The following is a 19627-nucleotide window of genomic DNA, read 5'->3' on the forward strand; positions in this document are numbered from 1 at the left end:
GACGGCCGTCAGGGTGCCAAGGGCAGGAAGTACGTCATGACGAGCCACGCGACCAGGGCCACGGCTCCGAGAAGCAGAGTGAGGTCACGCGCCCCGGAGGGGACGGCGTTCCACCGTGCGCGCATTCTCCCGGTCGTGGCGGCCCATCCGGGCGGGCCCCAGGCGAGGGCCACGACGAGGACGGCGGAAAGGACCAGTGGCCATCTGACGAGCTGCGCCAGGCCTGATGAGTCGCCCCAGCAGGCGGCCACGTCGGCGAGAGCCACCGCGAGAAGGACGATCGCGGCGCAGGCGCTGGCCACTCGGGCGGCCCTGCCCTCACCCGCCGCTCTGGCGGCCACGGCCAACGCGACCACCGCGAGCGGCACGCCGGTCATCTCGGCCGCCGCGAAAGACCCGGAGATCCTTTCCAAGGGGGAGGGGTCGATGAGGATGTTCCCCGCGTACCACCCGAAGGTGTCCTCCGCGTACCCGCTGGGGATGTCCAGCTCCAGCAGGCAGGTCAGCGGGGTCCACACCGCCGCGACGGACGCGGTGAGCGCCAGCAGCCCGGCGGGACGGCGGCCGGTGGGCGACCCGGCGCCCAGCCGGTGGAAGGCGATCAGCGCCCCGGCGCCCACGAGGTAACACGCCATCAGGGGCCAGGGCGTCGACGTGGGAAGCGGTGTGCCACGGCAGGGGTCGGAGCCGGGAAGCACCACGCCGTCTACCACGGCCGCCACGAGGATGGCGGCGATCGCCGCCCCGCCCCGGACGGCCGCCCTTCGGGGTGCGAGCAGCAGGAGCCCGGCCAGCAGGGCGGGCAGCAGCAGCTCGGCCCAGAACAGCGGCAGGGAGGCCACCCGGTCGGCCCTCACCGCGTCCGTGCCCAGGAAGCACACCCGGGCGACGCCGGCCTCTCCAGCAGTGGCCAGGATCAGTGGAGCCGCGGTGGCCGCCACCGCCGTGAAGCCGAGCACCGGAGCGGTCCGGCGGCTCGTGCGCGCGCCCTCGTCCATGCGGCCCGCTCCCTAGGCTGAAGATCGGACCGGAAGAGCGTATCGGCCGGTTTTCCGCCGTGCCACCGGGCCGGAGACCAGCCGGGTGCGGGGTGATGTCCTACTTCTTGCAGATGTTCTGCGTGGCGGTCCTGGCCGCGGGAGTCGCCACGGCTCCGGCGGTGGGCGTGGCGGCGGCCACCGTCACCTTCTTGACGTCGTGGTTCTTCTGCCCCACCACGACCTCGATCCCGGCGACGTCCTGCTCGCGCATCTCGGACCCGGGGAAGGCGGCGGCCACCGTACGGGCCGAGTCGGCACGTCCGGGCGGGTAGCGCACGATGGTGTTGCCGAAGTCGCGCCTGGCCGTGTCGCCGGGCGTGGACGGCACCTGGAACCCGGCCGCGACGAGGGCGGTCTTCGTCCTGGCGCCGAGACCGGTGATGAGCGTCCCGTTGAGGACGCGGACCGCGATCCGCTCGGGCGGGATCGTCAGCTCCGCCGAGGACGCCGCCGGGGAGGATGCCGGGGAAGCCGTGGGGGACGCGCCGGGAGACGCGGCCGAGGACGCCGCGGGTGATGCGGACGACGTAGATGCGGAGGACGGCTTGCCGGACGGCTTCACGAGGGGTTCGTCGGCGTTGATGCGGCGGAACAGCTCCCGCGCCGCCGCCTTGTCCCACAGCACGGCCGACTCGCCCGTCGGAGCGCGGAAGTTCACGTCGGCCAGCGGCACGGTGGCGAACGACACGTCGTCCGTCGAGACGTCCTTCAGCTGGCCGGCCAGGCCGATCAGGTCCTGCGCGAGCGGCTTGTCCACGGTGATGGTCTTCAGCGTGGAGTTGACGAGCCCGGCGAGCTTCGCCGGGTTCGCCAGCGTGCCGCCGCTCAGCGCCTTGCTCAGCAGCGCCGAGATGACCTGCTGCTGGCGGTCGATCCGGTCGAGGTCGGATCGTGCCGTGGCGCGCGTGCGGGCGTAGGCCAGCGCGTTGACCCCGTCGAGCGTGTACGTGCCGGGCTGGAGGGCGAGCCGGGTCTTGGTGTCGTTGATCGCGACCGGCGTGCAGACGGTCACCCCGCCCAGCGACTCGACGACGTCGATGAAGCCGAGCACGTTGACCTCGACGTAGTGGTTGATGCTCAGGCCGGTGGCCTGCTCCACGGTCTTGACGGCGAGCTTGGCGCCGCCGAACTGGTACGCCGAATTGATTTTGTGCGTGCCCTGGCCGGGGATCGTCGTCCAGCTGTCCCTCGGCAGACTGACGACGGTCACCTTCCTGTGGTCGTCGGACAGGTGGATCACCATCATGGTGTCGCTGCGCTGCCCGGCCTCGCGGCCGAGGTGAAGCTGGTTCTGCTGGCGCCTGGTGAGGTTGTCGCGCTTGTCCACGCCGACCAGCAGGATGTTCATCGCGCCGCTGGAGCCGGTCTCGCTCGTGCCGGCCTCGACGACCTGGATCTTGCTGGCGGCGTAGTTCGGCACCATCCACAGCACGCCGGAGCCGAGCAGTACGACACCCGAAAGGGAGCCGGAGATGATGAGAGATCTGACATTTGTCCGTTTTTGGCGGGCGCGCCTGGCTGCGATCCTGACCCCCCCGACTCCGTCGCCACCTACGTGGACGCCGGAGTCTTCTTCATGGTCGCCGGACATTCCGTCCTCCGGTTGCCGTCTCCGCCCCTCCGTACAGTAGCGTGAGCGCAGCCATGAAGCCCTTACCCGACTCGCGCCGAACGAGCCAGACGTCAACAGGGGACTGGCCACCGGTCTCGGTGATCATGCCGGTTCTCAACGAGGAGCGCCACCTGCGCGACGCCGTGCGGCAGGTGCTCGAACAGGACTACGACGGCCCGCTGGAGGTCGTCCTCAGCGTCGGTCCCTCGCAGGACCGGACGCAGGAGGTCGCGGACGCGATCGCGGCCGAGGACCCTCGCGTCGTCGTGGTCCCCAACCCGACGGGCCGCACACCCAACGCGCTGAACGCCGCCATCGCCGCGTCCCGCAACCCCATCGTGGCCCGCGTCGACGGGCACGCCCTGCTGCCGCCGGACTACGTCCGCACGGCCGTCGAGACGCTGGAGCAGACCGGCGCCGACAACGTGGGCGGCATCATGGCGGCCGAGGGCGTGACGCCGTTCGAGCAGGCGGTCGCCTGCGCGATGACTTCGAGGATCGGCGTCGGCAACGCGGCCTTCCACACCGGTGGGCAGGCCGGCCCGGCCGACACCGTCTACCTCGGCGTCTTCCGCCGCGAGGCGCTCGACCGGGTGGGCGGCTACGACGAGCACTTCCTGCGTGCCCAGGACTGGGAGATGAACCACCGCATCCGGGAGACCGGGGGCCTGGTGTGGTTCCAGCCGCGCATGCGGGTCTCCTACCGTCCCCGGTCCACGGTCAAGGCCCTCGCGAAGCAGTACTTCCACTACGGCCGATGGCGGCGGGTCGTCGCCCGCACCCACGAGGGCACCATCAACCTGCGCTATCTGGCGCCGCCGGCGGCGGTCGCGGCCATCGTCGCGGGCCTCGTCGTCTCCCCGTTCTTCTGGCCGGGCCTGCTGATCCCGGGGGCGTACGTCGCGGGGATCCTGGCCGGGTCGGTCCTCACCGGCCGGAGCCTGCCTCCCGCCGCGCTGCTGCGCCTTCCGGTCGCGTACGCGACGATGCACATGTCCTGGGGGACCGGCTTCCTCACCAGCCCGCGCAGGCTCGGCAAGCTGCGGCCCCAGGCCGAACGGGCCGCCCTACAGGACCTCTTCGAAGACTGAGGTGTCGAGCGTGAAGTCGATCGGGTGGGGGACAAGGACCTCCCGCCCGAAGGTCGCGGTCGCCGACATCTGGTAGAGGCCTTCCTTCGGCTCGCTGTAGACGGTCACCGTCGGAGGCGTCGCCAGCGGGTCCACGAGGACCATCACGGGGACGCCGCCCCGGGCGTACATCACCGGCTTCTTCTCGCGGTCGTCCTGGGCGCTGCCCCTGGAGACGACCTCCGCGACCAGCTTCAGGCCGGAGGAAAGCAGTTCGCGCTCTCCCCACCGGGGGCAGTCCTTCGGCGCCAGCACGAAGTCGGGCTCGACCGGCTCGCGCGAGCCGTCAAGGCAGACGTCGACGTTGCCCGTCCAGCCGTCCCATCCTCGCTCATCCATGAGGGGGATGAACGCGCGAAACAGTCGCATGGCCGCGCGGCCGTGCTCGGGGGTGCCCACGGGGGTCACGATCAGTCTCCCGTCGATGATCTCGGTCCGCAGACCGGGTAGGGGGGGCAGTGAGTCGAACAGCTCGCGAGGGGTGCTGGGCAACGGACCGTCGGACACGGGCACCAGCGTGGGGCCGTGCGGCTTACGTGAGATCGCGACCATGGTTGCATCCCTTCGTATCTGTGTCGACACGCTGAGTAGGTGCCGCCAGTATTTCAGTCGAGGGCGGGCAGCGCGAGAGATTCCTCGTCGATGCGGACGGCGGCCCGGTGGCAGGCGTCCATGACCGCCTCCTCGAAGCGGGCGACCGGGTCCGGATGGTCGGGGCCGAGCAGGTAGGCGCGCAGCTCACGCCGCGCGCCCGCCATCCGGTCCTCGCCCCGTTCCAGCCGGTCCAGGACGTCCGGCAGCTCCCGCAGATCGCCGCCGAGCAGGTACGCCGCCCCGGCGGCCGAATAGCGCGCCCGGAACTCCCCGGCGGCCAGTCCCGCCACGTTGGTGACGGCGTACGGCTTGCCGCTGGCGACGAAGTCGGACACCACGCTGGAGATGTCGCCGATCAGCAGGTCGGCCTCGTTGAAGCACTCGTAGAGGGTCGGCTCGGTCTCTGTCACGGCGAGGTGCGGCACGCCGCCGGAGGAGGCCTCGCGCAGCAGCGCCATGATCTCGCGGTGCGCGGCCCGTGCCGCCGGGGAGCGGTGGCCGGTCAGCGGGTGCGGCTTGTAGACGACCCGCACCTGCCGCTCCAGCAGGGCGCGCACCAGCCGGGGCCCCATCGTCAGCAGCGAGCTGTGGAACAGGTCGTCGGTCCACCCCTCCCACGTCGGCGCGTACAGCACGGTCCGGTACGGCACCGCGCCCTCGGAGTGCGGGCTGGTGCGCAGCACCTTCGCGAGCTGGGGGCGGCCCACCTCCACGATCGCCTCGTCCCGTACGCCGACCTGGGCCCGCAGGTACCGGTCGCGCCCGGCCGGCCCGGCCACCCACACCTCGTCGTACACCTTGGTGTACGGGTTGAAGGAGGCCTCCTTGTCGCTGTCGCCGTGGCCGATGAACACGCTCCTGATCCCCGGCACCCGCAGCATGTGGATGTTGTTGCCGACGTTGGCGGGGAACAGCGCCACTCGGGCCGAGCCGAGGCCACCGAAGTTCATCAGGTCCACCGACGACGGGATGCACACCACCGGCAGCGTCGTCGGCCCGAGGGCGGCGAGCAGCGCCCGCTCCCGCAGCACCACGAGGGTCGTCGGCGCGATGGCCTCCAGCGTGCCGAGCCACATGGTGGCCTGGTAGGCCGCCGTACGCGGGCCGGAGAAGTACAGCACGACCTGCGGCGCGAGGGCGCGGACGGCCTCGTCGACGGCCGCGACGACCAGAGAGCGGTCCAGCAGATGGGCGGCCCGGCGGACGTGGACCAGCAGGACGGCGGCGGCAGCCGCCTGCGCCGCGAGCACGGCGGCGGCGCCCGCGCTGCCCGCCCAGCCGGCGGACGCCGGGGCCGCGGCCAGCCCGACGGGCAGCGCGTCCAGGTAGAGCAGGCGCAGGCCCCGCCACGCCAGCAGCGTGCGCGGCGGCGCGGGCGGTATGCGCAGGGCCGGCAGGTCGAGGTTGCGCGTGGTGACCGGCATCTGGTGGTGGCAGCGGTCGAGCCGCGCGGCCAGCCAGGTCTGCGCGGCGCGGGCGCCGTGCATCAGGAAGAACCCCGCCGCGAGCAGCGCGTACCACCGGGGCTCGGCCGGGGCCGCCCGCGCGAGCAGCAGGACGGCGGCCGTCTCCCGGGTCAGGAACCGCAGCGTCGCGCCCAGGTGCGCCCTGGCGAGGGCGTCCGCCGCCTTGGCGGGCAGCGCGACCTCGGCGGCGTACGACAGCGGCACCAGGATCGCGAAGACCCACGGCAGCGGCCACAGCGCGGCGGCGAGCAGCGCCGGGTACGACGCGAGCAGCAGCGCGGTGAGCAGGGCGGCGCGCCCCCTGATCGACACCCTCATCCCCGTACGGCTCCCTTCACCGAGGAAGCCGCACGTCGACGACCTGACCGGTCAGCCGGGACAGCAGCACGTCGAGGCTGGTCCGGGCGACGGCGCCGGGGGACAGCAGCGTCCCCGCCGGTTCGTCGCCGAACGCGCGAAGCCGCATCGGCGTGGCGGTCCGCTCCGGGTTCACGCAGTTGACCCGCACGCCGTGGCAGGCCCATTCGTCGGCGAGGGCCTGCGTCAGGTTGACGACGGCGGCCTTGGAGGAGGAGTAGAGGCTGTAGTCCGCCCGGCCGCGCGTGTACGACGAGGAGGTGTAGAGCAGCAGGTGGCCGCGGGTCTCCATGAGGTACTTGATCGACGCGCGGGCGATGTTGACCGGTCCGAGGTAGTTGACGCCGATGGTCTCCTCGATGGTGTGCTGCCCAGACTCGCCCAGCTTGCCCATATGGAGCACCGCTGCGGTGTTGATGACGTAGTCGATCCGGCCCGTCTCGGCGTACGCGCGGGCCAGGGCGTCCTCCACGGCCGCGATGTCCTCGACGCGTACACCGTTCTGGCTGCGGGAGAAGGAGTGGACGGACGCGCCGTAGCCCCTGGCCAGCTCGACGACGTCGGCCCCGATGCCGTAGCTGCCGCCGAAGACCACGAGCGTCTTCCCGCGCAGGCCTTCCCGGTAGGCCTCCTCGGTGTGCGCGGGCGCGGCGCTCTCCGCGAGCTGGAACAGCTTGTCGGCGATGAAGACGTCGACCGGGTGGGTCACCTTCATGTTGTGCTCGCTGCCGGGCACGATGTAAATCGGCACGTCGGGCAGGTAGCGAAGCACCACGCCGCAGTCGTCGGTCGTGGGCAGCGCCGGGAAGCCCGGATCGGCGAAGGCCCGCTCGTAGGCCGAGCGGATCACCGACAGGCGGAAGCACTGGGGCGTCTGCCCGCGCCGTAGCCGCGAGCGGTCCGGGATGTCCCGGATGATCTCCCCGCGCGGTCCGGGCGCCGCCACCACGATGGTGTCGGCGGACGGGATCGCCACCTCCACCGCCTCGTACCGGCCGAGCGCGGCCACGCATTCGCTGATGATGCGCGGCTCCACAAGCGGCCGCACCGCGTCGTGCAGCAGGACGTCGCACTCCTGCTCGCCCAGGGCGGCCAGCGCCCGCCAGGTCGACTCGGTACGGCTCGCGCCTCCTTCGAGCACCCGGGTGACCTTGGTGTAGCCGTTCCTCCGCACCAGTTCCTCGGCGTCGGCGACGAAGCCGGGCGCCATCAGCACGACGACCTCGTCGATCTCCGGATGCCCGTCGAACACGTCGAGCGTGTGCTCCAGGATCGTCTTGCCGGCGATCTTCAAGAGCTGCTTCGGGGTGTTGAGGCCGACGCGCTGGCCGACGCCGCCGGCGAGCACCACCCCTACCCTGCGCAGACGCGATTCCGCGATCATGATCTCCTCCCCGCCACCGACCATACCTGTGCGGGAAGCCGGTGAAGGTGATTGCCACCATGTGATCACTCGGTTACGTTGCGAGGTGAGAACCGCGTGGCCGACGTGAAGCGGGATTCCATGGGGGCGGAGCCGAGCAAGCCCGGCGCAGTACGAGACACCGACACGGTGGTGGTGGTCCTGGCGACCTCGCCGTCGGCGGGTCTGCCGTGCCCCGGAGGAAGCCTCCTGGAGCGGCTGACCGCCCAGCTCGTCACGCTCCCCGTTCGCGAGCTGCACGTCGTGGCCCGCGGTGAGGGCCTGACCGGCGGATACGCCGCCTGGCGCGTCAGCGCCCCAGAGGAGCGGCGCGCCGACGGCCCCCCGCGCGACGTGCCGGACGCCTGGGCGCTTCCCTTGGTGGACGGCATGCGGCACACCCTGAGCACGAGCGACGGGCTCGCCGAGGACCTGCGGATCGTGGCGAAGTCCGCCCGGGCGTCCACGTCCGCCGTCGCGGTGCTGGCCGCCGACGTCGTCGCGCACACCGAGGCCCTCGCCACGCTGTTCGAGCATCCTTCGCGGCCGACGGGCGCCGTCGTCGCCGGCGGCGATCCCGGGCCGCTGCGCCCCCCCGTGCGCACCGAGTGGGGACGCGTCGTGTCGGCGGGCAACTCCTTCCACGAGGTCGAGTGGCCCAACGGCACCTTCCGCGGCGTCCTCCAGGTGGGGGAGGCCCACCTCGCGACGCTCGCCGACGTCGCCGAGGAGCTGGCCGACCTCGCGCAGCGCCGCGGCCTCGGGCGGGTGAGCGACACCGAGGTGCCCGACCTGCTCCTCACCGGGCTGGTCCGCGCCGGTGTGCCGGTCCAGGCCGCCGCGATCGGCTCACTGCACTGCTCCCGCGTGGCGGGCCGCACGGCGGCGGAGGACGCCGTACGCGACCTCGCCCGGGTGAACGAGCCGCAGGCCCGGCTGGAGGCGGCGGTCAAGAGCGGCGACGGCTTCTTCGCCACCTACGCCGTCAGCTCGTGGTCGCGCCACGTCGTACGGCTGGCGGCGCGCATGGGGCTGACCCCCAACGCGGTGACCGGCTTCTCGGTCGGCCTGGCCGCGATCGCGGCGATCTGGTTCTCCGACGGGCACCGGACGGCGATGGTCGTCGGGGCCGCCGCCCTCTACCTGTCGTTCGTGCTCGACTGCGTGGACGGCCAGCTCGCCCGGTATACCCGCCGGTTCTCGCCGCTGGGCGGCTGGCTCGACGCGATCTGCGACCGGCTCAAGGAGTACGTCGTCTATGTCGGGCTGGCCCTCGGTTACGCCCCCGGCGCGTCTGTGTGGCCGCTGGCCGTGTCGGCGATGATCCTGCAGAGCCTGCGGCACATGGTGGACTTCTCGTACGCCGGATGGGTGGCCGACGCCGCGCGCAGGGACGCCGGGCGGGTCCGGCCGCTCCGGTTGCTGGACGTGCCGTGGGACGACCCGCCGCGGCAGCAGAAGGCCGGGACGGTGCTCGCGCTGTCGCGGCGGCTCGACAAGGGCGCGGCGTACTGGCTCAAGAAGATCGTCGTGCTGCCCATCGGGGAGCGGATGGCGCTCATCGCGGTGACGGCCGCCGTGTCCGACGCCCGGGTGACGTTCCTCGCGCTGCTCGGCTGGGGCGGCGTCGCGCTCGCCTACACCACGGCCGGCCGGATGGCGAGGTCCTTCGCATGATCTCCGTGCACATGACGCCGGTCCCGCGCAGCGCGGTCGTGGCCTACCGCGACGACGGCACGCTGTCGAAGGGGATGGGCCTGCTGGTCTCCGGACAGCTCCCGCCGCTGCCGCCGGCGCTGGCGGGGGCCTTCGTGACCGCGGTCCTGCTGGGCCTGGGCGCGGCCGGCGCGGACGACTTCGCGGTCTTCGCCCCGGCCGTGGCCCTTCTGCTCGCCGGGGCGGGCAGCTCGCACCCGCACGACGGGCGGCTCGACTGGCTCGTGCCGCCGATCCTGCGGCTCACCGAGTACGGCTTCATCGCCTCGGCCGGCTTCGCCAGGGACGTCCCGCCCGTGCTCGTCTTCGCCCTGCTCGGCGCGATGGCCTTCCACCACTACGACACCGTCTACCGGTTGCGGCAGCATGTCTACGCGCCGCCCTGGCTGGCGCCGGCCGGGCTCGGCTGGGACGGCAGGATGCTCGTCGTCGCGCTGGGCGGCCTGCTCGGCCTGGTGGCCCCGGTGTTCGTGCTGCTCGCCGTCTACCTGTGGTGCCTGTTCGGCTGGGAGAGCCTGACCTGCTGGCTGGCCGCGCCACGCGCGGCGGGGGAGGCCGCCGAGGCCGGAGCGCCCGAGTGAAACGGCCGCAGTTAACATCCGGCCAACTCCGGATTACCCAACTGGGGCTAAAAGCCAACTAACCTTTGAGGTTATCGTCTGACGCTCGACCTCAAGGAGTGCGGGAAATTGCTCGGAATGGTGCTGGCCGCCGGAGCCGGACGCCGGCTGCGGCCGTACACCGACACGCTGCCCAAGGCGCTGGTGCCTGTCGACGGTGAGACCACGATCCTCGACATCGCGCTGCGCAACCTCGCGGCGGTGGACCTCCGCGAGGTCGTCGTGATCGTCGGCTATCAGGCGCAGGCCGTGCGCGAGCGCCAGGCGGACCTGGAGCGCCGGCACGGCGTCCAGCTGACGCTGGTGTTCAACGACAAGGCCGAGGAGTGGAACAACGCGTACTCGCTGTGGTGCGCCCGCGACCACTTCGGCCAGGGCGCGCTGCTGGTGAACGGCGACACCGTCCACCCGGTGTCGGTGGAGCGGACCCTGCTGTCCTCCGAGGACGGGGCCGACATCCTGCTCGCCGTCGACGACGTGAAGTCGCTGGCGGACGAGGAGATGAAGGTCACGCTCCAGGACGGCCGGCTGAAGAGGATCACCAAGCTGATGGACCCGGTGGAGGCCTACGGGGAGTACATCGGCGCGACGCTGATCCGTCCCGGCGCCGCCGAGCGGCTCGCCGACGCCCTGCGCGCGACGTTCGAGCGGGATCCGCAGCTCTACTACGAGGACGGCTACCAGGAGATGGTGGAGCGCGGGGAGAAGATCGCCGTGGCGCCCATCGGCAAGGTCGACTGGGTCGAGGTCGACAACCACGACGACCTGTCGAAGGCCCGTGAGATCGCATGCCGCTACTGACCCCCCTGTGCCGGACGGCCGCCCCCTCCGTCCGCCCCATCGCCGGGCCCCGCGCCGGCGCCGCCTGAGGAGTTCTGATGCCGATTTTGGCAAGGATGCTCCCCGCCCCCCTCACGATCGAGGTACGGCGGGGCGCGATCGCGCAGCTCGGCTCGCTGCTCGCCGACAGCCGGGTCGCCACCTCGGGCCGGGTCGCCGTGGCCGTCGGTGTGGGCCAGGGCGACCGGATCGCCGAGGTCATCTCCCCGTCGCTGGGGGAGGCCAAGGTGTTCCGCGTCCCCGACGGGACGGTCGACGCGGCCGTCTCCCTCGGCGCCGACCTCCGCAAGGGGAACTACGAGGCCGTGATCGGCGTCGGCGGCGGCAGGACCATCGACGCGACCAAGTACGCGGCGTCGCTCGCCGGCATCCCGATGGTCGCGGTGGCCACCAACCTGTCGCACGACGGCATCTGCTCGCCCGTGGCGTCGCTCGTCCACGAGGGGGGCAAGGGCTCGTTCGGCGTCCCCATGCCGCTCGCCATCATGGTGGACCTCGACTTCGTCCACGACGCGCCGGAGTCCCTCGTACGGGCCGGCATCGGCGACGTGATCAGCAATCTGTCCGCGATCGACGACTGGCAGCTCGGCAACGTCGAGCGCGGGGAGCCGATCGACGGGCTGGCGATCGCCATGGCCCGTACGGCGGCGGAGGCCGTGCTCGGGCGGCCGGACTCGATCGAGTCGGACCCTTTCCTGACCGTCCTGGCGGAATCTTTGATTCTTTCCGGTCTCTCTATGGTCATCGCGGGGTCAAGCCGTCCGGCGAGTGGCGGCGATCATGAGATCCTTCATGCCGTGGATCAGCTTTTCCCCGGAACGTCCAACCACGGCGAGCTCGCCGGCATCGGCGCGGCGTTCTGCTTCTTCCTCCGGGAGGACGAGCAGCGGCTCGCCCAGGTGACCGGCTCCCTGGGGCGTCACGGACTGCCCGTCACCCCGGGAGACGTCGGTCTCACGGCCGGCCAGTTCACCGAGGCCGTCATGCTGGCCCCCAGCACGCGGCCCGGCCGCTACACCATCCTTGAGCACCTCCGGCTGTCGGAGTCCGAGGTCCGGGCGAGAGTTGAGGATTATGTCCGCGCCGTCGGTAGCTGAACTTCGCGCGGTCGCCCAGCCGCAGACCACCATGGACCGCCGAAGCGGCGAGCACTGGGCCGGCCTGCTGTACATGCGGCGGCTGTCCATCTACGCCACCTGGGTGCTGGTCAAGACGCCCCTGTCGCCCAACCAGGTCACCGGCCTGATGATCGTGTCGGGGCTGGCCGCGGGAGCCGTACTGGCCATTCCAGGGATCTGGGCCGCGGTGGGCGCCGCCCTGCTGATCCAGCTCTACCTGCTGCTGGACTGCTCCGACGGCGAGCTGGCCCGGTGGACCGGCCGCACGTCGATCACTGGCGTCTACCTCGACCGGGTGGGGCACTACTTCGCCGAGGCGGCCCTGCTGATCGGCCTCGGCTTCCGGGCCTCCGAGGTGCTTCCCGACTGGTACACGGTGCTCGGCTTCGCCGCGGCCCTGGGCGCGATCCTCATCAAGTCGGAGACCGACCTGGTGGACGTCGCACGCGCCCGCTCCGGGCTGGTCGCGGCCACGGAGTCGTCGGCGGCGCAGTTCGCGTCCAGCCGGGTGGCCCTCGCCCGCCGGGTGGTCGGAGCCCTGCGGTTCCACCGGCTGATCCAGGCCGTCGAGCTGTCGCTGATCGTGGTGGTCGCCGCCGTGCTCGACCTGTGGTTTCCCGCCACGCGGGTGCTGGTCGTCGCCTGCGCCGTCGTGGCCGTCGTCCAGCTCGTGCTGCACCTGGTGAGCATCCTGGCGTCGCGGCGGCTGTCATGACGGCCCCCGGCCTGATGCCGTCGTCCCCGCTGGGGCGGTACATCACCCCTCGGCACATGCGCCGTTGGGTGGGGGTTTGCTGGCAGTTCCGATACCCTTATTTCACAGTAAACCAGGCAGACGTCGGATTGCCCCGCCATACAGACTCGGTGATCATGAAATCGTGTGTAGTGCGCCCCACGTCGAGGCGATGACGCGGTGAAGATTTCATGTGTCATCCTCACGATGGGCAACAGGCTCGCCGAGCTCGACCGGGCCGTCGAGTCGGCCCTGACACAGACGGACGGCGACGTCGAGGTGGTGATCGTCGGTAACGGCGCCGACGTGCCCCCGCTCGCGGCCGAACCGCTGCCGGGCTCCTCTGCCTCCATCAAGACCGTACGGCTCACGCACAACGCCGGCATCCCCGAGGGGCGGAACCGCGGCGTCCAGGAGTGCTCCGGCGACATCGTCCTGTTCCTGGACGACGACGGGTGGTACGCCAACTCGAAGGTCGCGGCGCACGTGCGCGACCGGTTCGCCCACGAGCCCGACCTCGCGGTCATCTCCTTCCGCGTCATGGACCCCGAGGGCGGCCTGGTGCAGCGGCGGCACGTGCCCCGGCTGCGCGCGGGCGACCCGGAGCGCTCCTCGCCGGTGACGACGTTCCTCGGCGGCGCCTGCGCCGTCAGGAAGTCCGCCTTCCTCCAGGTCGGCGGCCTCCCCGAGCGGTTCTTCTACGCCCACGAGGAGACCGACCTCGCCTGGCGGCTGCTGGGCGAGGGCTACCGCATCGAGTACGACGCCGAGACCGTGATGTACCACCCGCTCGTGCTGCCGAGCCGGCACACCGAGTTCTACCGGCTCAACGCGCGCAACCGGGTGTGGCTGGCCCGCCGCAACCTGCCCTGGCCCCTCGCCGGGCTGTACCTGCTGAACTGGGTCTTCCTCACGCTCGCCCGCGAGCGGTCGGCGGCATCGCTGCGGGCCTGGTTCCGCGGCTTCTCCGAGGGCCTGCGCGAGTCGGCTGGCGAGCGCCGTCCGATGGCCTGGCGCACCGCCTGGCGCATGCTCCGCCTCGGCCGCCCCCCCGTCATCTAGCGCTCTATCAGGCGTGTCCACGGGCGCGTGCCGACGGATTCGGTACGCAGCCGGGACCGTGCGTCCATGCGCGTCGAGTCACATGTCCAGTTGCGCGCGGATAAGCGTGTCGAGTCGCCGCCACGCCGGGGACGAGGCGTTGACCGCGCCCTGGATGAGGGCGGGGATCTCGGAGGCCGCATCCAGTTCGGTCACTTCGCCGGCTCCGTAGCGTTCCCGGGTCGCCTCGGTGATCCGGCGCGCGAGGTCGTAGACGCGGGGGTCGTCGGCGTCGAGATCGTACGCGTGGTCGTAGTCGAGGAAGAGCTGCCGTAGCGCCGGATCGGCCAGGATCTCGGCCTGGTCGTGAAACAGTGTGATCGCGCGGTCCGGGTGGGTGGCGAACACCAGGATCCACAGGTCACGTTGCAGGTCCACCCAGCGCGGGGTGAATCCCCAGCCGGCCAGGCGCTCCAGATGGGCGCCGACCTCGACGGGCAGCGGCGTCAGGTCCCCGGTGGCGAGCCGACGCAGACGGCGCTGCGCCGCCCGCAGGCCGCGGATGCGGGTGGTGAGCTCGTCGTCGATCTCGCGCAGCGCCCGCTGGAACTCTTCGCCGGTCGCTGTCCTCAGGTCCCGGATGCGGGCCAGGGGAACGCCGGCTTCGGCCAGTGTCCTGATCTTGATCAGGTCGATGGCGTCGTTCGCGCCGTACTGCCGGTAACCGGACGCGTCGCGGCCGGGCTCGGGGAGCAGCCCCTTGTCGTGGTAGACCCGGATGGTCTTGATCGACACGCCGACGTACCTGGCCAGCTGACCGATGGATATCACCAGGTCATCGTCCCACTTGACCTTTCCCCTGGGGCAAGGGTGCACCATGGCGTCATGGCGAACGTGAACATCGATCGGGATACCCTGCGCGAGCTGGCAGATCAGGGCAACGAGACCGCTCTGGACCGGTTGGCCGACCTCGCCGACGCGGCCGGCGACCTCGAAGAGCTGAGCGAGCTGTTGGACGAGGGGTCCATGCACGCCGGGTTCCTGCTCACCCGGCGCGCGGCCGCGAGCGGTGACGCGCGTGAGCTGCAACGCATCTGCGACGCAGGGTACGACGAGGCCGGGAGGGAGCTGGACCGGCTACTGAAGGCGCCTGCCGACTCATAGCCCGACAGTGACGACATCGTTTCTGTATACGGAAAGTCATCGACTAGTGACATATAGTGCGTGATTGCCTCTACGCTCTGGGCAGAGAAGCTGCGGGCTGTCGCCTGAGTCAGCTCGCGACCGGCGGGCCTCACTCGACGACGCGGGTCGTCCAGGCACGCTCGTCCCTGCCGAGCAGGGTGACCCGGTCCAGCAGCCCCAGCGGCCCGCCGATCGCGTCGAGTGAGGCGGACGTCCCGCCCTCCACCAGCACGCACAGCGTGAGGCCCTCCGCCTTTTCGCACTTGCTCTTCGGCAGCTTCGGAGCCGATCCCGGGGGTCCGACGGCGAACGTGACACGTGATCCGCCGACCGAGGCGAACATCTGGAGCTCCCATGCGCCGGTGCCACGTAGCGGTGGCCGCCAGAACTGCACCTCGTCGACGCGGAAGCCGGAGGGCAGGCCGCTGAGGCGCAGAGGCAGCGGCACCGCCCGGTCGCCGATGGTGACGCCGGCCGCGACGCGGAGAAGGACGTCCTGGGGATCGTCGACGTTCAGGTAGTAGGCGTGCAGCTCGGCCCATGGGCCCTGGGCGGTCCGCCAGCGCAAGTACGTGTCTCCCCCGTTCAGGGGGTCGTCGGCGTCATGGGTGATCCAGTACGCCGGGCGCCCGTCGACCGGCGGGGCGGGGACGGCGATCTCGTCACCGCCGTCGGCGAACGATTTCAGCACCGGCTCCGCGCTTGACGCGTAGAGGCTCAAGATGATGCGCGTGCCGAGGTCTCCGGCGCCGCGTGCCAGCATCTGCTTACTGTGAGCCCCCGCCTGGTAGCCGACTCCGTCGACGCCGGACGGCAGCCAGCCGAACGACGCGTGTGCGACCAGGAGGTCCGGGCCGGTGGACAGCGCCACGGTGGACATCGTCATGGGCGGGCCGGTGAAAAAAGGCCCGATCGAGGGAACCGCCAGGCCCAGAGCCAGGGCGACGGCGGCGGACGCGCCGGCGACGGTGAACCTCCGCCGGCGCAGCCGGCGCCGTCCGACCTCCCGGGCGGCTGTGATGTTCAGCCTCATGGGCGGGCCGGGCGCCCGCGAGAGCTCCTCGAGGCGGGCGGCCAGGGTGGGGATGTCGCCGGTCATGGTTCGCACCCTTCTGGCGAGGAGACGGCGTGGCGGGTCTGGAGCATCCGGCGCAACGTGTCGATGCCCCGCGCGGTCTGGCTCTTGACGTTGCCCGGGGAGCACCCCAGCGTCTGAGCCGCCTCGGCTACCGACAGGTCGCAGAAGTAGCGCAGCACCACGGTGGCCCGCTGTCCCGGCGGAAGCGCGGCGAGAGCCGTTCGCAGGTCGAGTGTGGCCTCGACGTCGCCATCCCGAGCCGGCGCCGTGTCCTGGGCGCCGCGTAACACCACCCATCGCGCCCACGGTGATCGCTGTTCGGCCAGGAAGGTGTTGACGAGCGTCGTCCGGGCGTAGCCGTCGATGTTGTCGGCCCGGACGGCGCGGTGCCAGTTGACGTAGAGCTTGGTGATGGCGGCCTGCACGAGATCGTCTGCGCCGTGCCAGTCTCCGCACAGGAGGTAGGCGACTTTGCGCAGCCACAGGGCCTTCGCCGTCACATACTCGGTGAACTCGGCGTCGCGCACGGGATCTGCCGCCATGGGCGTAGGCCTCCCTCCGGGTCGCCGGGCTCTACGTGCCGTCCGCCTCTCTGATGCGCGGATCACCGGTGGGGTTGCATGGCGAGTCGAATTCCGGAACGTCGGCGCCCGGAGTGGCGATCATTCGGCGGCCTCAGGCGTCCCGGGCCTCTTCGAAGGTCATGGAAACGCGGTCGGCGGAGGCCGTCATCAGGGCTCGCTTGGGGAGGCCCAGCTCGCTCAGCTCCTTGGCGATCGGATGGTTCCCCAGCCGGACGAGCGCGCCCCCCGGCCGCCAGCGCACCGCGCGGGGGCGGGTCGTCCACGGGATGCGCCGGGTGACCCCGTCGAGGTGTGAGTAGGCGTCCGGGATCACGCCGATCCCGCGACGGCCGCCGAACGGCAGGGCGACCCCCGGCGCCGGTATGCCGGGCCGGATCAGCAGGTCCACGACGAGCCGGCCGTCCTTGCGCAGCACGCACCGCTTGTACGGCGAGCTCAGCCGCAGGTCGATGTCGGCCAGCTCCTTGGGGAAGCCCCAGATGTCCCGGCCGGCCTCCAGCGTGAACGCCTGGTCGACCGGCAGCCAGTGGACGAAGGCCCCCGCCCCCCACCGGCGCAGGTCCTTCAGACCGGCCGTCGGGCCGCGGCGCGGCGGCGGGCCGGACTCGGGAGGCCTGACCAGGAACGCCACCCCGAACTCGTCGTACGCGCCGAGATCGGTGTCGCGATACCGGAGGAACACCAGAGTGCAGACGGCCTTGCCGGGCACCACCTCGGTCACGTCCATCCCCGAGTACGCCAGGACCGCCCGGGCCGCGTCGGCCCGGACGAGGTAGGTGGCGGCGCACAGCGAGGCGTCACGGACCTCCACCGGCAGCTCGACGCGGCGTCCCTGGATGAGATGGCGTGCCATGTCTCAAGTACAGCAAGCCGGAGCGCCGGACGACAGCCGTACCGGGGGCAAGGTTGTCTCCGGAGCCCGCCGCGGGCGGTCAGGCCCGGTCGGAGACGCCCAGGGCCCGGTGCAGGCGCCGCAGGGGAGCGGGGGCCCACCAGCTGGCCGGTCCTGCCAGGCGCATGACGGCCGGCAGGAGCACGCCGCGGATGAGCGTCGCGTCGACGGCGATCGTGAGAGCCATGCCGATCCCGAGCTGCTGGAGGAACACGACCCGTCCTGTGGCGTACGCGGCGAACGAGACGGCCAGGATGGCGGCGGCCGCGGTCACCAGGGGCGCGCTGCGGGCGATGCCGGCCGGCACGGACAGCACGGCGTCGTCCGTCCGGTCGTACTCCTCCTTGATCCGGGCGAGCAGGAAGACCTCGTAGTCCATCGACAGGCCGTAGGCCACGCAGAACATGAGGATCGGGACGCTCGGCTCGATCGACCCCGTCGGGGTGAAGCCGAGCAGGCCGGACAGGTGACCGTCCTGGAAGACGAACACCAGGGCGCCGAACATCACCGACAGGCTCAGCAGGTTGAGCGCCGACGCCTTCAGCGGCGCGACCACGCTGCCCGTCATGAGGAACAGGACGACGAACGTCACCAGCACGATCAGCAGGCCGATCAGCGGCAGGCGCGCGGTCACGCCGTCCCGGTAGTCGGCCAGCTCGGCCGGGTAGCCGCCCACCTCGACCGCGAACGGAGCCGGGAGCGCCCGCACCTGCCGCACCAGCTCGACCGCGCCGGAGTCGAGCCGGTCGCTCGAAGCCACCACCGAGACCCACGTGCCGCTGCCGGAAGCTCCTCCGGCCAGGGAACCGGAGGTGAAGTGGACCCCCTGCGGAGCCGGGACCGGCCCGCCGTGCGCGTAGGACCCGGCGGCCGAGTCCACCCGCACCACCCCGTCGATCCGCGACAGCGCGGCGGCGTACGGACCCGCCTGGGCGGGGCTGCCCTCCGGCGCGACCACATGGACGGCGTCGGCCTCCTCCTGCGCGAAGCCGGCCCGGATCTGGTCGTACATCTGCCGCACCGGGGCCGAGGACGGCAGCACGCGGTCGTCGGGCAGCCCGAAGCGGACGCCCAGGAAGGGTGATCCGAGCAGCAGCACGACCGCCAGCGCGGCGCCGCCGAACGCCCACGGCCGCCGCACGACCCGCAGGGCGACGCCGTGCCAGAAGCCCGGCGTCACCTCGCGCACCGGCCCGCGCCGCTCGACCCGACGGCCCAGCAGGACCAGCGCCGCCGGGAGCATGACGGTCGCGCCGGTCACGGCGGCGAGCACGACCGCGACCCCGGCGTACGCGAACGAGCGCAGGAACGGGAACGGGAAGGCGAACAGCGCCGACAGCGAGGCGGCGACGGTGACGCCGCTGAACAGCACCGTGCGGCCGGCCGTCCGCATCGTGCGGGTCACGGCCTCCGGCGCCGCCAGGCCGCGCCGCAGCTCCTCGCGGAAGCGGAAGATCATGAACAGGCCGTAGTCGACCCCGAGCCCGACGCCCATGACCAGCGCGATGTTCGAGGCGAACGTCGAGACCTCGGTGAACAGCACGACCCCCCGCAGCAGCGCCAGCGACCCGGCCACGGCGAACAGCCCTACGCCGAGCGTCACCAGGGCGGCGGGCAGCCGCCGGTACACCAGCCACAGCAGCAGCAGGGCCATCGGCAGGACGACCAGCTCGGCGCGGACGAAATCCCGGCGGGCCTGCTCCATGACCATGCGGAACACCTCGTCGGAGCCTCCTGCCCGCACGTCGATGACGGCGTCGCTCCGGGTGAAGCGCGGTGTCAGCGCCGGCAGCACCTCACGGCGCACCTTGTCGGCGTCGCCCGGCACCCAGGCGAGCACCATCGCCCGCCGTCCGTCGTCGGAGCGCAGTGTGACCGGCCCGCTCGCGGTCCCGCCACGTGTCCAGTACGACCAGGCGTCGCCAACGCCGGGGTGGGCCGCCAGCTCGCGGGTCAGCGCCCGCCCGGCGGCGGCGACCCGGGGGGTGTCGGCCGTGCCTTCCCGGGCCGTGACCAGCAGCGCCACGTTGGGGCTCCCGGTGCCGAAGAGCCGGGCGAGGTCGTCGCGCGCCCGCATCGACTCCGAGCCCGGCGCCTCGAAGCGGTTGAGGGACAGCGCGCTGATCGTCCCTGCGCCGACGACGGCGGCGAGCACCGTGACGAGCACGCTCACCGCGACCAGCCACCCCGCTCTCCGGACGACGAGTCTCCCCAGCATG

18 protein-coding genes are annotated in these 19627 nt (G+C 71.8%); 8 read left to right on the top strand and 10 right to left on the bottom strand.

From position 1 onward, the window contains the following. Positions 1 to 8 precede the first annotated feature (8 nt). Together AB0B72_RS00980 and AB0B72_RS00985 are read right to left on the bottom strand one after the other, a co-directional pair. Complete coding sequence (locus AB0B72_RS00980; protein WP_367736195.1) at positions 9 to 998, bottom strand: hypothetical protein; 990 nt, start codon at positions 996 to 998, stop codon at positions 9 to 11. A 100-nt stretch (positions 999 to 1098) separates the two neighbouring features. Continuing rightward, the gene (locus tag AB0B72_RS00985; RefSeq protein ID WP_367736196.1) at positions 1099 to 2463 is read right to left on the bottom strand and encodes an LCP family protein; all 1365 of its coding nucleotides are present in this window, start codon (positions 2461 to 2463) and stop codon (positions 1099 to 1101) included. Positions 2464 to 2684: 221 nt separating this feature from the next. Here AB0B72_RS00985 and AB0B72_RS00990 point away from each other — a divergent pair, with 221 nt between their 5' ends. Then, positions 2685 to 3743 (top strand): glycosyltransferase family 2 protein, encoded by a 1059-nt coding sequence (locus tag AB0B72_RS00990; protein ID WP_367736197.1) that lies wholly within the window; start codon positions 2685 to 2687, stop codon positions 3741 to 3743. Here AB0B72_RS00990 and AB0B72_RS00995 read toward each other — a convergent pair. The 3 genes from AB0B72_RS00995 to AB0B72_RS01005 are packed head-to-tail and all read right to left on the bottom strand — an operon-like array spanning position 3720 to position 7583. After that, complete coding sequence (locus tag AB0B72_RS00995) at positions 3720 to 4334, bottom strand: Uma2 family endonuclease (RefSeq protein WP_367736198.1); 615 nt, start codon at positions 4332 to 4334, stop codon at positions 3720 to 3722. The genes AB0B72_RS00990 and AB0B72_RS00995 overlap by 24 nt on opposite strands. A 53-nt stretch (positions 4335 to 4387) precedes the next feature. Beyond that, positions 4388 to 6160 carry a CDP-glycerol glycerophosphotransferase family protein gene (locus AB0B72_RS01000; protein ID WP_367736199.1) on the bottom strand — a complete coding sequence of 591 codons (1773 nt, stop codon included), beginning with the start codon at positions 6158 to 6160 and terminating at the stop codon, positions 4388 to 4390. Positions 6161 to 6176: 16 nt separating this feature from the next. Continuing rightward, positions 6177 to 7583 (bottom strand): SDR family NAD(P)-dependent oxidoreductase, encoded by a 1407-nt coding sequence (locus tag AB0B72_RS01005; protein ID WP_367736200.1) that lies wholly within the window; start codon positions 7581 to 7583, stop codon positions 6177 to 6179. 96 nt (positions 7584 to 7679) lie between these two features. Between AB0B72_RS01005 and AB0B72_RS01010 the strand changes: the two genes are divergently transcribed. The 6 genes from AB0B72_RS01010 to AB0B72_RS01035 all read left to right on the top strand — a co-directional run bounded on the left by AB0B72_RS01010 (position 7680) and on the right by AB0B72_RS01035 (position 13690). Continuing rightward, positions 7680 to 9278, top strand: coding sequence for a CDP-alcohol phosphatidyltransferase family protein (locus AB0B72_RS01010; protein WP_367736201.1), 1599 nt, complete (start codon positions 7680 to 7682; stop codon positions 9276 to 9278). Beyond that, positions 9275 to 9898 (top strand): DUF5941 domain-containing protein, encoded by a 624-nt coding sequence (locus tag AB0B72_RS01015; RefSeq protein ID WP_367736202.1) that lies wholly within the window; start codon positions 9275 to 9277, stop codon positions 9896 to 9898. The genes AB0B72_RS01010 and AB0B72_RS01015 overlap by 4 nt, the downstream gene beginning before the upstream one ends. Before the next feature lie 108 nt (positions 9899 to 10006). Beyond that, the gene (locus AB0B72_RS01020; protein WP_367736203.1) at positions 10007 to 10738 is read left to right on the top strand and encodes a sugar phosphate nucleotidyltransferase; all 732 of its coding nucleotides are present in this window, start codon (positions 10007 to 10009) and stop codon (positions 10736 to 10738) included. Positions 10739 to 10833: 95 nt separating this feature from the next. Then, positions 10834 to 11874, top strand: a complete 1041-nt coding sequence (locus AB0B72_RS01025) for an iron-containing alcohol dehydrogenase family protein (protein WP_367736472.1) — start codon at positions 10834 to 10836, stop codon at positions 11872 to 11874. After that, the gene (locus AB0B72_RS01030) at positions 11852 to 12610 is read left to right on the top strand and encodes a CDP-alcohol phosphatidyltransferase family protein (protein ID WP_367736204.1); all 759 of its coding nucleotides are present in this window, start codon (positions 11852 to 11854) and stop codon (positions 12608 to 12610) included. Before AB0B72_RS01025 ends, AB0B72_RS01030 begins: the two co-directional genes overlap by 23 nt. 198 nt (positions 12611 to 12808) lie before the next feature. Next, complete coding sequence (locus tag AB0B72_RS01035) at positions 12809 to 13690, top strand: glycosyltransferase family 2 protein (RefSeq protein ID WP_367736205.1); 882 nt, start codon at positions 12809 to 12811, stop codon at positions 13688 to 13690. Positions 13691 to 13768: 78 nt separating this feature from the next. Here the strand turns inward: AB0B72_RS01035 and AB0B72_RS01040 are convergent, their stop codons facing one another. Continuing rightward, positions 13769 to 14500: a MerR family transcriptional regulator gene (locus AB0B72_RS01040; RefSeq protein ID WP_367736206.1), complete on the bottom strand. Its 732-nt coding sequence runs from the start codon at positions 14498 to 14500 to the stop codon at positions 13769 to 13771. 54 nt (positions 14501 to 14554) lie between these two features. Between AB0B72_RS01040 and AB0B72_RS01045 the strand changes: the two genes are divergently transcribed. Further along, positions 14555 to 14833 carry a hypothetical protein gene (locus tag AB0B72_RS01045; RefSeq protein WP_367736207.1) on the top strand — a complete coding sequence of 93 codons (279 nt, stop codon included), beginning with the start codon at positions 14555 to 14557 and terminating at the stop codon, positions 14831 to 14833. 130 nt (positions 14834 to 14963) lie between these two features. On the opposite strand, the gene AB0B72_RS01050 is transcribed toward AB0B72_RS01045, so the two are convergent. The 4 genes from AB0B72_RS01050 to AB0B72_RS01065 form a co-directional block, all read right to left on the bottom strand. Beyond that, on the bottom strand, positions 14964 to 15953 hold the full coding sequence (locus AB0B72_RS01050; RefSeq protein WP_367736208.1) for a hypothetical protein: 990 nt from the start codon (positions 15951 to 15953) through the stop codon (positions 14964 to 14966). After that, positions 15950 to 16474 carry a SigE family RNA polymerase sigma factor gene (locus tag AB0B72_RS01055; protein WP_367736209.1) on the bottom strand — a complete coding sequence of 175 codons (525 nt, stop codon included), beginning with the start codon at positions 16472 to 16474 and terminating at the stop codon, positions 15950 to 15952. The genes AB0B72_RS01050 and AB0B72_RS01055 overlap by 4 nt, the downstream gene beginning before the upstream one ends. A 133-nt stretch (positions 16475 to 16607) precedes the next feature. Continuing rightward, entirely contained in the window at positions 16608 to 17369 is a 762-nt protein-coding gene (locus tag AB0B72_RS01060) for an acetoacetate decarboxylase family protein (RefSeq protein WP_367736210.1), read from the bottom strand. A gap of 79 nt (positions 17370 to 17448) precedes the next feature. Next, on the bottom strand, positions 17449 to 19626 hold the full coding sequence (locus AB0B72_RS01065; protein ID WP_367736211.1) for an MMPL family transporter: 2178 nt from the start codon (positions 19624 to 19626) through the stop codon (positions 17449 to 17451). Position 19627 lies beyond the last annotated feature (1 nt).

The sequence above is a fragment of the Microbispora sp. NPDC049125 genome (assembly GCF_040802045.1).
GTDB lineage: Bacteria > Actinomycetota > Actinomycetes > Streptosporangiales > Streptosporangiaceae > Microbispora.